11 protein-coding genes and 1 tRNA gene are annotated in these 12,299 nt (G+C 62.0%); 3 read left to right on the top strand and 9 right to left on the bottom strand.

All coding sequences use genetic code 11. The features are described 5' to 3' along the window. Positions 1-108 precede the first annotated feature (108 nt). The 7 genes from D6858_RS05765 to infA form a co-directional block, all read right to left on the bottom strand. On the bottom strand, positions 109-1,299 hold the full coding sequence (locus tag D6858_RS05765; protein ID WP_120108163.1) for an ImmA/IrrE family metallo-endopeptidase: 1,191 nt from the start codon (positions 1,297-1,299) through the stop codon (positions 109-111). Continuing rightward, positions 1,296-1,610, bottom strand: coding sequence for a type II toxin-antitoxin system HigB family toxin (locus D6858_RS05770; protein ID WP_120108166.1), 315 nt, complete (start codon positions 1,608-1,610; stop codon positions 1,296-1,298). Before D6858_RS05770 ends, D6858_RS05765 begins: the two co-directional genes overlap by 4 nt. 447 nt (positions 1,611-2,057) lie before the next feature. Further along, a tRNA-Phe gene (locus D6858_RS05775) sits at positions 2,058-2,133 on the bottom strand. 87 nt (positions 2,134-2,220) lie between these two features. After that, positions 2,221-2,415 (bottom strand): DNA gyrase inhibitor YacG, encoded by a 195-nt coding sequence (locus D6858_RS05780; protein WP_120108168.1) that lies wholly within the window; start codon positions 2,413-2,415, stop codon positions 2,221-2,223. Continuing rightward, positions 2,412-3,362 carry an Rne/Rng family ribonuclease gene (locus D6858_RS05785; protein WP_120108171.1) on the bottom strand — a complete coding sequence of 317 codons (951 nt, stop codon included), beginning with the start codon at positions 3,360-3,362 and terminating at the stop codon, positions 2,412-2,414. The genes D6858_RS05780 and D6858_RS05785 overlap by 4 nt, the downstream gene beginning before the upstream one ends. Beyond that, positions 3,355-3,957, bottom strand: a complete 603-nt coding sequence (locus D6858_RS05790; protein WP_120108174.1) for a Maf family protein — start codon at positions 3,955-3,957, stop codon at positions 3,355-3,357. The genes D6858_RS05785 and D6858_RS05790 overlap by 8 nt, the downstream gene beginning before the upstream one ends. A gap of 36 nt (positions 3,958-3,993) precedes the next feature. Continuing rightward, on the bottom strand, positions 3,994-4,239 hold the full coding sequence (gene infA / locus D6858_RS05795) for a translation initiation factor IF-1 (RefSeq protein WP_057883479.1): 246 nt from the start codon (positions 4,237-4,239) through the stop codon (positions 3,994-3,996). Between the two features lie 65 nt (positions 4,240-4,304). Here infA and D6858_RS15615 point away from each other — a divergent pair, with 65 nt between their 5' ends. Both D6858_RS15615 and D6858_RS05800 read left to right on the top strand, forming a co-directional pair. Further along, a complete protein-coding gene (locus D6858_RS15615) occupies positions 4,305-4,493 on the top strand; it encodes a hypothetical protein (protein ID WP_133305248.1) in 189 nt (62 codons plus the stop codon). Between the two features lie 13 nt (positions 4,494-4,506). Then, positions 4,507-7,518, top strand: a complete 3,012-nt coding sequence (locus tag D6858_RS05800; protein ID WP_120108177.1) for a TonB-dependent receptor — start codon at positions 4,507-4,509, stop codon at positions 7,516-7,518. 61 nt (positions 7,519-7,579) lie between these two features. On the opposite strand, the gene D6858_RS05805 is transcribed toward D6858_RS05800, so the two are convergent. Then, positions 7,580-8,572: a division plane positioning ATPase MipZ gene (locus tag D6858_RS05805; protein WP_120108180.1), complete on the bottom strand. Its 993-nt coding sequence runs from the start codon at positions 8,570-8,572 to the stop codon at positions 7,580-7,582. A gap of 204 nt (positions 8,573-8,776) precedes the next feature. Here D6858_RS05805 and uvrC point away from each other — a divergent pair, with 204 nt between their 5' ends. Beyond that, positions 8,777-10,732 (top strand): excinuclease ABC subunit UvrC, encoded by a 1,956-nt coding sequence (gene uvrC, locus D6858_RS05810; RefSeq protein ID WP_120108183.1) that lies wholly within the window; start codon positions 8,777-8,779, stop codon positions 10,730-10,732. A gap of 636 nt (positions 10,733-11,368) precedes the next feature. Here the strand turns inward: uvrC and D6858_RS05815 are convergent. After that, the gene (locus tag D6858_RS05815) at positions 11,369-12,274 is read right to left on the bottom strand and encodes a GGDEF domain-containing protein (protein WP_120108185.1); all 906 of its coding nucleotides are present in this window, start codon (positions 12,272-12,274) and stop codon (positions 11,369-11,371) included. Positions 12,275-12,299 lie beyond the last annotated feature (25 nt).

A 12,299-nucleotide genomic window follows, 5' to 3' on the forward strand; every position in this document is an offset into this window, starting at 1 on the left:
CACTATTTTCGAGTGAAGCGCATCTTCGCGTCCCGAAATCAGTTATCGAGCGAGGGGCGTGTATAGATGCCGATATGCAGTTAGCCATCAGCCCGAAGCAATCGAAAATCAGGCGATCTTTTGCTTTCGGGCCTGCCAATCAGGGAACCGTTTTTGGACGGTGCGGTGTCCAAGATAGCTTGAGAAGCGCCGGTAGTCCTTGTTTTCCATGCGCCACCGACCCGCGATGATGGCGGGGTCACGCTTGGCGTCAGCAGCAAGGCGCTCCAAGTCCTTCTTGCTGAAGAACTCTCCGGTATCTTGGCGTCGCCATAGCGAGTCCGGGATCAGCGTATTCTGGGCGATCCGGTCGGCTTCTCTTTCGATAGCGTTTGATGAACTCAGTTCCAGGTCGTCCACGATCGCTGTCTGCCCTTGACCCAAATGCTTCAGAACGTGCGCGAGTTCGTGCATCAACGTGAACCAGAAGGTGTCCGCTTTATCATGCCTCAGGCTGAGCGCGACGACTGGAACTCCATCCTCACGCAGCACCGATGCTCCATCGAGATAGGTTCTAGGGAGGTGCGGCAGAGTAACGAAGGCTATACCCAGCGCAGAAAGTGTCCCCTGCAATTGCTCCATGCCGTCATGGACGGCGCTGAGGTCTGCGATCTTGGGCATCGCATTGGCGAGCGCTTCACGATTGAATGAGCCCTCGACCTCGACTTCACGCGATAACAACACGGCAGCAGCACACCATGCTTGCGTCGCACCCTGGTCGTTCTTCGCATTCGTGCGATCGGTGCGGCTCTTGCGGAGAGCGGCGAACGCGGGCCGTGCTCCGAAAGCGTTCTGCATCAGGTCCTTGAACCCCTCACCAGCTTTGAGAACATTCCAACCCTTCAGGATGCGTTCTACCTGAGCTGTTATGCGTTGGGTGCATTCGCTGGGTTCGTCCGCTTCCTGAATAAGCGTCTCGGCCGGGATACCCAGGTGCGTGTTCAAAGCTCGGATCATGTCCAGAGTAAGCGACCGACTGCCGTTCAGGATTTCACTCACACGGGTTCTCGAGCCGAGAATCGGCATCAGATCGCGCGCCGTGAGGTTCTGCTGCTCCATGCGGAACTGGATCGCCTCGACCGGTGTCGGCGGTTCGACGGAATAGTTCGCGGCTTCGTATTTCTCGATCAAGGTCGCGAGTATGTCGAGCTCGTCGGCCTCTTCGCTTCCGGGAGCCGCGTCGAAGATCTCTTCGATGCGTTCCAGAGCACGTTCGTAATCAGGTTCCGAACGAATTGCGGCTACAGTCACCATTGTCATTTTTTTCCTCCACCAACGGTTTCACTGTCGATGTCATCATACTCCGCGTGAGTGCCCACGAATTTGATCATCACCATCTTCGCGCCGTAGTTGATCCGCACTACCAGCCGATACTTGTTGCCCCCGATGTTGAAGATCACCCGGTTGTCACCAACAAAGCTGGCAGAACGATAAAAATCTTTCACATCCGCGGGTCCCGACCAATCGGCCTTTTTCGCTTCCGAATACCACGCCTTGAGAGGTCCTTGGGAATCGGCACGTCCTGGCATCTCCCAATGTTCTCGCAGCGGTTTCAAGCTCAGCACCCGCATCAATTCTACCCACCACTATCATTGAAGTCAACAATTGTTCCCAATTTGGGAGCATGTCCCTACAAGGGGCCATGGGTATCCGCAAGTGCAGGCACCCTCGCAAGGAAGCCCTAGGTTCTTAGTCTGCGGGACGAAAGCAGCACCTTGTGGATGTGCGCAGATTTAGACGATGATACTGATGAGCTAGCATCCCTGCTCACCGATAAAGGAGAACGCCGCAGCTATCTCCTCGAATTTTCCGTCCGAGGCCGATTTAGAAGAAGCTGAACGCCAGATTAAGGCTCTGATGGGCAATGCATCGTTGCGGGAACTGCAGCAATCTCATGGACCGCTGGCAAACCAAAGGATTCACATGATCAGCATCATGTGCCTGAAATGCCCTTAGTGGGTCTGAGGCCAGCTTAGCAGGTCGGATGCTAGTTCTTAGCGGGTCCGATTAGGAGGTGATGGTGCCTAGGGACGGGATCGAACCGCCGACACTGCGATTTTCAGTCGCATGCTCTACCAACTGAGCTACCTAGGCAGGCCACCTTTGCGCCGGAGCCAGAATGCGCCGGGCGGTTGGAGTGCGGCCCTATGGCCAAGCAAGCGCCGCTTGGCAAGGGGGGAATCAGTCGTTTGTGCGATCCCGGTCGAAACTGCCTTCGCTTGCAAGCGCTTCCGGGTCGGCAGGCGGGCCGGGTACGGCGTATCCATCGTTGAACCATTGCGCCAGATCGCGGTCGCGGCAACGCTGAGAACAGAACGGCGCGAACTCCTCGGTTCGCGGTTTCTTGCAGATCGGGCAGGGTCGGGCGGTCTTCATCGGGAGACAAGCTGGGCATGGGCCGCTTCGATGGCAAGGGCCGGATCGGTTTGTACCTGCAATGGCCGCCCCGTGCGCCGTACCAGTTCTTCGCGCCATTCGGGGCGCAGCTTGGCTGACAGCGCCGGGTGTATGGTGAGCAGGGTTTCGCCCGCGCCATCGATTCGCTCCGCCCGGCGGAGTGCCATGCGGGCCGCAGCGCCCAGACGCGCGGTGGCCATGCGGTGCAGCAATGATGGCCCTTCCAGTCGGGCGACGATCTGAACGAAGCCGAACCCGTTCATCGCCGTGCGTTCGTGCGGCCAGTCGGCCAGCGCGGCGCCCAGCGATTCGTCCACCGCGCGGCGGCCCGGCTTGTCGGCAATCGTCGGGAAGTCGATTCCGATGGAACCGCCCAGATCGAACCAGCGCAGTGCGCGCGTCAGCGGCATCACAGCCGCCAGCGCCAGTTCACGTGGGGGCAGGGTACCGTCGATATCGATCTGCGTCATCGCCGGGGTGGCGGAAAACAGCAGCGATCCGCCCGCGAAGGCGATCTCCCCGGAAGATGCCGCATCCCACGCATCTTCCCACACGCCCTGCGGCAGACGGCGCACCGGGCGTGCACTGGCGAACACATCGCTGGCGGGGGTGGCCATATCCGCCGGGCGTGCGGCAGGCAGTTTATACCGACCGCGTTCGGCAATTGCGCCCCGCGTAACGGTAAGCGGCAGCGTTGCCCCTTCCTGCGCATTGCGCGGCAGGCGGTCGATCAGGATCGTGCGGCCATCGGCCAGTTCGCCCAGCCCACGGGTCTTGCCCGCTTCCTTGCGGACGAGCTTCGCATCGATCGATTGCCCGGCATAGAGTTCGCCCGGCCAGCGACACTTTGCCGCCAATACCCTGTCGCCATCCATCAGCACCGCGCGGTCTTCGCCGATGCCGTGTTCGACCAGCCATTCAGGCAATGGGAAACCCCGCCGCGCGCAGCAGAGCGCGGGTTTCGTACAGCGGCAGGCCGACGACGCCCGAATGGCTGCCTTGTATCCACGCGATCAGCCCTTCGGCCGCGCCTTGTATCGCGTATCCGCCTGCCTTGCCGTGCCATTCACCGTTGGCGAGATAGGCGGCCAGTTCGTCGTCGGAGAGGCGTTTGAAGCGGACTACCGTTTCGCTCAGCTTTTCGCGGATCGTGCCATCCGGCGCGCGCAGGGCGATGGCGGATAGCACGCGATGACGCCTGCCCGACAGCAGTTCGAGGCACTGGCGCGCGGTCGATTCGTCTTCCGCTTTGGGCAGGATACGGCGACCGGCGGCGACAACTGTGTCGCCCGCCAATACGAAGGCGCCATCGCTGGCATTCCCGATCATCGTGGCAGCGGCAACGGCTTTCTCCCGAGCCATGCGCTGAGCATAATCGCGCGGGATTTCCGCCTTGTGCGGGGTTTCGTCGATATCGGCAGGGGCAACCCGATCGGGCGCAATGCCGAGTCGAGCGATCAGCTCCCGTCGCCGGGGGCTGGCCGAAGCGAGCACGAGTTGGGGGGCAGGGGGCGTATTCACCGGACCAGTATCACCGGGCCGCCGGGGCCACGGCGCTTATTGCGGGCCGGGGCCGCCGCGTCCCGGCATGAAGCGGTATGTGATGCGGCCTTTGGTCAGATCATACGGCGTCAGTTCGACGAGGACTTCGTCCCCCGTCAGCACGCGAATGCGGTTCTTACGCATCTTGCCTGCTGTATGGCCGAGGATTTCATGGCCGTTTTCAAGCTCTACCCGGAACATCGCGTTTGGCAGCAGTTCGACTACCTTGCCGCGCATTTCGAGGAGTTCTTCTTTTGCCATGTATCCAGTCGGTTCCTGTATTTTGGGGTTAGGTGCGCCTTGCACCGGTGGCGCCCCATAGACCGGTGATCGCGAAAAAGAAAGTGCCTGCCGCATTTGCCGAAAATATCCCGGTTCACATGCGGGCAATGAGCCTGCGACAAAAAGTTACGCTTTGCGCTGTTGTTTTCGCAGTTGCGAATTTGCAGGAATCTGCGCTGGGACCGGGGGGAACCAGAAGCACTTGGAAAATGCCAAAAGCATTTGGAAAATGAAAGTAACTGACTCTTGCGTATAACCTCGACCACAGTTTCGCTGATCGCTCTGGCCGTATGCGGCGCGCCCGCAGTGGCCGCCGCCGCCGATGCCGCACCTGTATCGCAGGGCACCCCGACGCCGACAACCGCACCGGAGGAAGACGATGCGGATGATTTCGCCAACGAAATTATCGTGACTGCCACCCGTTTGCCGGGTCAGGTCGATACCGATGTGCCTCCGGTGCTTGAACTCGCTGAAGCCGACATTGCGGCCTATGGTGCATCGTCGATCGACGATCTGATCTCACAGCTTTCCCCGCAGACCGGATCGGGGCGCGGGCGCGGAGGGCGTCCGGTGTTCCTCGTCAACGGTCAGCGGATTGCCAATTTCCGCGAATTTCGCCGTTACCCACCCGAAGCGATCCGCAAGGTCGAAGTGCTGCCTGAAGAAGTGGCGCTGAAATTCGGCTATCCCGCTGATGCACGAGTGGTGAACTTTATTCTGAAAAGCGATTTCGCCAACCGCGAGATAGAGGCGGAATATGGCATGCCAACACAAGGCGGGACCAGCACCGGGGAGGTGGAACTGTCGATGCTGCGGATTGCCGGGCCGAACCGGTTCAACGCCAGCGCTGAATATACCACCACTACGCCTCTGACCGAAGGGGAGCGCGGAGTGGTGCAGGCCGACGGCAGCGAACCCACGGTGGCCACCGATCCGAACCCGGCGGATTATCGCACTCTGGTGGCGAAAAATCAGGAAATGGAAGGGAACCTCACCTGGACACGCGGGCTGGGCAAAGATGGGCTGGGCGGCCAGTTCACGATCAACGGTCAGGTCACGCGTAATGTAAAACGCAGCCTTTCCGGGCTCGACACGGTTCTGCTGACAGACGGTGTCGGCAACACCGCCCTGCGGACGCTCGATGCCGATCCGATCACGCGGCGTACCACCACCGATGCCTATTCGGTGGGCAGTTCGCTGGCGTTGCCGCTGGGCGCGTGGCAGTTCCAAACGACACTGGACGCGACGCGCACCGACACCGACAGCCAGATCGACCGGCGACGCGATACCACGGCGCTGGTGGATGCCGCCGCGGCGGGAACGTTGGCGATCGATGGCGATCTGCCGTCCGTCGCCTATGCGGGGCAGGATCGCGCGCTCAGCAAAGTCTATTCGGTGTCGAACAAGACCACATTGATTGGCAATCCGATCACGTTGCCAGCGGGCGATGTCAGTATGACGCTGACGGCCGGGTATGACTGGACCCGGATCGACAGCACCGATACCCGCACCACCACCGGCGCGACGCAACTGACGCGTGGCGATCTGTCGGGCGGGATTAATATCGGTGTTCCGATCAGCAGCACCCGGAACGATGTGCTGGCCGGGCTGGGCGATATCTCGCTCAACCTTTCGGGCGGGATCGATCACTTGTCCGACTTCGGCACGCTGACTAACTGGACGACCGGCATCAACTGGCGACCGACCGAGCGACTGGGGCTGCAGGCCAGCTATATCGTGCGCGAAGCGGCACCGGGTCTCAGCCAGCTCGGCAACCCCACAGTGATCGATTACAATGTGCCGGTGTACGATTTCACCAATGGGACCACTGTGCTGGCCACAGTGACCAGCGGCGGCAATCCCAACCTGACAGCGGAAACCCAGCGCGACTGGAAACTGTCGGCCAATTACGACATCGACCTGTTCGACCGCACAAGCTTCCGGGTCGAATATTTCAGCAATCATTCGACCAACACCACCAACAGTTTCCCGGTGCTGACCCCGGCGATCGAGGCGGCGTTCCCTGATCGGGTGACGCGGGCAGCCGACGGCACTTTGCTGGCGATCGATCAGCGTCCGGTGACCTTTGCGGAGGAAAACAGTTCGCGCATTCGCTATGGCGTCAACCTGTTCGGGCGATTTGGCAAAGCGAAGGAAGCTGAGCCAAGCGGCGACAGTGGCGGCGGGCGTGGCACCTCTGCCCCGGCCCCTGCTTCGCCACCGGCGGGCGAGGCCGGGCCTCCGCCGGGTGGGCAGGGCGCTGGTGGGCCGAGAAGTGTCGCTGCTTTCGATCCATCGCGCTTTGCCGCGATGCGGGCGCAATTCTGCGGCACTCCCGAAGGGCAGGTGCCCGATATTTCCCAGCTTCCCGAACGGATGCAGGAACGTCTGAAGGGCGAAGACGGAAATGTCGATCCGGCCAAGGTGGCGCAGGCGCGCGAACGTATCTGTTCGGCCGATGGCGCGAATCCACGCCCGCAAATGGACCCGGCCCGGTTTGAAAAGCTGCGGATCGCGTTGTGCCCCGAACCGGGCAAGGAGCCCGATCTTACTGTTTTGCCGGAACGCGTGCTTGAACGGTTGAAGGGCCCCGACGGGCAGGTCGATCCGGCGCGGCTCAAGGCTTTGCAGCAGCGGCTGTGTTCGATGACCCCGCCCAGCGGTGCACCTGCGGGTGATGCCGCGAAGCAGGGTGGTCAGTCGGGCAATGGCGCGCGTGGAGGCAGTCGCGGTGGCGGGGTGCCTGGCTTTGGCCGGGGTGACGATGGGCGCGGACGGTGGAACCTCTCGCTCTATCACACGGTCGAGCTGACCAATCGCGTGCTGATCGCACCGGGCGGGCCGGAACTCGATATGCTCAACGGCGATGCCACCGGCAGCGGCGGCACACCGCGCCATAAGCTGGAGCTGGAAGGCGGCCTGTTCCGCGGCGGTATCGGCGGCCGTCTGTCCGCCAATTACCAGAACGCGACGACCGTGAACGGCAGCGGACTGCCGGGGTCGAGCGATCTGCGGTTCGGTTCGCTGACGACGTTCAACCTGCGCGTGTTTATGGACCTCGCTCAGCAAGACTGGCTGACCGGCGGGGGCGATCCAGGCTTCTGGAAGGGCTGGCGGATGTCGCTGCGGGCAGACAACCTGTTCGATACGCGCCAGAAAGTGACCGATTCCACTGGAACAGTTCCGCTGCGCTATCAGCCCGCATTGATCGATCCGGTCGGGCGGTTCGTGGAAATCGAATTCCGCAAGGTGTTCTAAAAGAACGCCCCGTCATGGGGAGGCATGGTTGCTTGCCGGTACGCAATGCCCGGCGATGCCGCTATGCCTCCACCCGTGTCGGGCAAAGCGTTTCCAGAACCGCGCGTACATAATTGTCGCGGGTGCGGTTCAGTACCGGTGCGCGGCGTGCGGGGGCAGTCTCGGAACGATGCGGCGTGGCGGTTTCCGGCGGTTCGGGCAGATCGAAGGTCGCCAGAACGCGGTCGATTTCCTGCCTGCCTTTGCGTGCGTGTTTCCGCAGTTGGGGAATCAGAGGGATATCGGCCATAGTAAGCCCGAATTGCAGCAGGCCGCGATAGGCCACCCGTTCACTCAGCCCTTCCGCGATCCGCAAGTTATAGCTTTCGGATAGCTGAAGCAGCCCCGCGCCGATCCGTTCCATCTGAGCGGAATCGACCGACCGCACACGATTGCGGGCCACCACCCATTCCGCCTGCCTCAATCCGCGCGCAAGCTGTTCCGCGCGCAAGGCAAGGACTGTCCGGGCAAAGGCGCTCGGTTCGCGCAGTTCATGTGTCACGGGATCGAAATGGCCCAGAGCATCGAGATCGTAATGCGACGCACTGATCGGAGTGACGAGGCTATCGGCCAAGGCAATCGCACGCCGCGCCTGCGGGCAGTCGCGCCCGGCCACGTCGATAATCACGACATCGATTTCGGTGCCGAGGCGGGCGATTTCCTGCTGCAGCATGGCGGTGCTGGTATTATCGATGCGGATCGACCGGATCGCAGGCAGTTTTGCATTCAGACAATGGGCGGTGGCGTGGCGCGCCTCCAGTGTGCGCGACAGGCTGCGCTGGCGGGCGTCGAGGTCCACCGCCAGCACCCGCAAACCACGCGATGCCAGCGCTACGCCCGCCTGAAAAGCCATCGTGGTCTTGCCCACGCCGCCTTTTTCATTGGCGAACGTAATCACATGGCCATGCGGTAAACGGTTACGGGATATTTCTTCGAGTATCCGTTCCGGACATTCCCCGTTTCCGTATATATCCGGAAATGCATCGGTCCGATGCATCGTGTAATCGTACTTCATCGCGCCCCCACCCCTGGCTTGGCGAATCACTTCACGGTTGAGCCATTGTCCCGTAATCCAGAGTTATCCACAAGCTAGAGTCTCTGAAAAACCGAGATAATTCGCCTTTATTGCGAACAGGCGGCTGAATTCATTGACGAACAATTTTGCACTTGCGAACCAATCCCTTCCCAATTTCGCTGCGAAACCTATCTTGGCGCGCATATGAGCCGCACAGAAGCCGGATCCCCGCCAGACCCCAGAGGTGCCGAACGCTTCAACGAGGAGCGGGCGACTTTTGTTGTCAAAGGCTCCAGCCAGCCCGATCTCGCGGCAGGGGTAGCGGCGATCCGCGACACGGTTAAAACCTTAAAGCCGGTTCCGGGCGTCTATCGTATGCTCGATGCGCGTGGCGACGTGCTCTATGTCGGTAAGGCGCGGGCGCTGAAGAACCGGGTGACGAACTACACGCAAGTGCAGAACCTGACCAACCGCTTGCAACGCATGGTCAGCCAGACCCGCCGGATGGAAATCGTCACCACCAATTCGGAAGCCGAGGCGCTGCTGCTGGAAGCGCAGCTCATCAAGCGCTACCGCCCGGCGTATAATGTGCTGCTACGAGACGATAAATCGTTTCCGTTCATCCTGCTGCGCGCCGATCACGATTTCCCACGGATCATGAAGCATCGCGGGGCACGGCGGGCGAAGGGGAATTACTACGGCCCCTTTGCCAGCGCGGGCAGTGTCAACACCACGATCAACGCGCTGCAGAAACTGTTCCTGCTGCGGAGCTGCACCGACGGATTCTTCTCCCGTCGTGACCGCCCGTGCCTGCTTTATCAGATCAAGCGGTGCAGTGCGCCGTGCGTCGGGCGGATCGATGAAGCGGGCTATGCCGAACTGGTGCAGCAGGCGAAGGATTTTCTCGGCGGCAAATCGGGCGCGGTGCAGGCCCAGATCGAAGCGCAGATGGAACAGGCGGCTGCGGCGCTCGACTTCGAACGGGCGGCGATGCTGCGCGACCGGCTGCGCGCTGCCACTGCGATTCAGGGCAGCCAGGCGATCAATGCCGCCGGGGTGGGCGATGCCGATGTTTTCGCAATGGCAAGCAAAGGCGGCCATATCGGAGTGCAGGCGTTTTTCGTGCGCGGCGGGCAGAACTGGGGCCACCGGGCATTCTTCCCCAGCCACACCGACGGGCTGAGCGAGGCAGAGGTTATGTCCAGCTTCCTCGCGCAGTTTTACGAAGAAGTTCCTCCGGCGAAAAACATCCTCGTCGATCGCGATTTGCCCGATCGCGATCTGTTGCAAGAGGCATTTTGCGAAGCGGCGGGGCACCGGGTGGACATCTCTGTTCCGCAGCGGGGCGACCGGCGGCGGCTGATGGAACAGGCCAGCCGCAATGCGGTGGAAGCGCTCGACCGCAGACTGGCCGAAAGCGGCACCCGTGCGCAGATCGGGCGCCAACTGGCCGAATTCCTTGAACTGCCCGAACCACCGCAGCGGATCGAAGTGTACGACAACAGCCATATTCAGGGTGCCAAGGCAGTGGGCGCGATGATCGTTGCCGGGCCAGAGGGCTTTGTGAAAGGGCAATATCGCAAGTTCAACATTCGCAGCGCGCAGACGAACGACGATTTCGGGATGATGCGCGAAGTGATGCAGCGCCGCTTCGCCCGCGCGCTGGAGGATGACCCCGACCATACGACGAGCGGTGAAGATGGCACGTGGCCCGATCTGGTGCTGATCGACGGCGGCAAAGGCCAGATGAGCACCGTGCGCGACACGCTGGAGGAAATGGGGATCGAGGATGTGCCGCTGATCGCCATCGCCAAGGGGCCGCACCACGGGCGCGAAGGGCGCGAGGTGTTCCACTTCCCCGATGGGCGAGAGAAGACACTGCCGGTCAATTCGCCGCTGCTGTTCTATCTCCAGACCTTGCGCGACGAAGTGCACCGCTATGTGATCGGCGCCCACCGCGCCAAACGCAGCCGCGCGATCACCGCATCGCCGCTGGACGAGATCCCCGGCATTGGCCCCAACCGCAAACGCGCGCTGCTGCTGCATTTCGGCACAGCAGGCAAAGTGCGCGCCGCCGCACTGGAAGACCTCAAACGCACGCCGGGCATCAGCGCAGGCGTGGCGCAGAAGATATGGGATTTCTACCACCCCGGCGGGTGAACGATGTTGGTGGGTTGGCAGAACAGCGGGGCCCCGGATCAAGTCCGGGGCGACGTGTGGGATGGCTTCACTCATCCCGCCAACACTCGTCATTGCGAGGAGCCGCAGGCGACGTGGCAATCCATGGACCGCCCTTTGTCTCCACCACAACCGGCGCGATGGGCGGGACTGTCGGGTCATGGATTGCTTCACTGCGTTCGCAATGACGAGTGGGTAGGTGGGTGCCCGAGGTCTGAGATAGCGCGGTCGGCAGTTGCCAGAGTTGGCTTCGTGGGGGCACTGGCAATTGCTTCCGCTGAGATGGAGGCGGAAGACCGCTCCAAATATCTTCCAATCCCCGCGGCCCCACCGTCAACCCGGCCTTGAGCCGGGGGCCAGCTTCCTGGGCGCTGCGCTGGCAGGGCGCCGCCATTCCGGTGCGCGGCATGGGGGCGGAAGCCGTGCGTCGCTTTCCTACAATGGGTCGACGGGCGTATTCACCGCTGCATGGCGCGCGCGACAATCAATTTTCGGCAGGTGGAAAAGTCACGCATCCCGGCGATTTGGGCGAATTCGAAGTCCACACGCGAACGCACTCTCACCGGAGGAAAGTCACACCTTTCAAAACTGCGAGATGCGGTCCATCGATTTGTGACCTTACCAGCCCACTGCCATGCCCCACCGCTGGTGGTGAGCTTCGGCCCGTTCGAGACGGTTGCGACCCCGCGCCTTGGCATTGACCAGTGCCAGTTCGGCGGCGCGCAAGGTGGCGTCGGGGCTGCTGCCGAACGGAGCGAGCCCGGCACTTGCGGTCAGGTGCAGGTGGCTGTGGCCAGTGGGCGATGCCGCATCAAGCGCTTCCAGAATCCGGTAGCACGCGCTGGCCGCTTCGGTTTCGGCGGTTTCGGTCAGCAGCACACCGAACGTGCCGCCTGCAATGCGGCTGAGAATGTCGTCTGGCCCCAGCAGTTTCTGCATCAGGTGAGCGAAGGCGACCAGCACGCGGTCACCTCCACTGTGGCCGTGACGCAAGTTGAGGGTCCGCAAGTGATCCAGATCGAACAGCGCCACATGGCCATGCGCCCCGGCATCGATCAGGTGGTGCAGCATCCGCACGAACGCGTCGCGATTGCTGAGATGGGTCAGCGGATCGGTCATCGCTGCGGTGAACAACTGGTCTTCCAATGCGCGGCGATCGTCGATCGAACGCAGCAGGCCGACTGTGCCGCCGTCGCACGGCAAGGGGCCGAGCTTGAGTTCGAACCATTGCCGATCGCCGTTCTGCACTTGCGCCAGCACTTCGATCCAGCCGCTGTCTTCGATCTCGCCCGCCTGCACTGCGCGATGGGCTTCCATCACCGTATGGGCGCACGACGGATGCAACAGTTCGAGCAAATGCCGACCGACCGGATCGCCTGCGAATGCGAGGCCCAGCCGTGCGCTGGCGGGCGATGCATGCACCACCCGTCCGCGCCGGTCGAGCTTGAGCACGAGATCGCGCGCGCTGCCTGCCACCAGTCGATAAAGTGCCGTGCATTCACCCGGCGAGAAATCACCCCACATGCGAAACCGTGCCCCTGTTCGCCTG

This window comes from Tsuneonella suprasediminis, from assembly GCF_003605755.1.
Classification (GTDB): Bacteria; Pseudomonadota; Alphaproteobacteria; order Sphingomonadales; family Sphingomonadaceae; genus Tsuneonella; species Tsuneonella suprasediminis.

Bases quoted from the DNA above. Each gene is read 5' to 3' on its own strand.
- infA (WP_057883479.1), bottom strand. From the start codon at position 4,239: ATGGCAAAAGAAGAACTCCTCGAAATGCGCGGCAAGGTAGTCGAACTG.
- D6858_RS05805 (WP_120108180.1), bottom strand. From the start codon at position 8,572: ATGAAGTACGATTACACGATGCATCGGACCGATGCATTTCCGGATATA.
- D6858_RS05780 (WP_120108168.1), bottom strand. From the start codon at position 2,415: ATGAAGACCGCCCGACCCTGCCCGATCTGCAAGAAACCGCGAACCGAG.
- D6858_RS05815 (WP_120108185.1), bottom strand. From the start codon at position 12,274: ATGTGGGGTGATTTCTCGCCGGGTGAATGCACGGCACTTTATCGACTG.
- D6858_RS05765 (WP_120108163.1), bottom strand. From the start codon at position 1,299: ATGACAATGGTGACTGTAGCCGCAATTCGTTCGGAACCTGATTACGAA.
- D6858_RS05770 (WP_120108166.1), bottom strand. From the start codon at position 1,610: ATGCGGGTGCTGAGCTTGAAACCGCTGCGAGAACATTGGGAGATGCCA.
- uvrC (WP_120108183.1), top strand. From the start codon at position 8,777: ATGAGCCGCACAGAAGCCGGATCCCCGCCAGACCCCAGAGGTGCCGAA.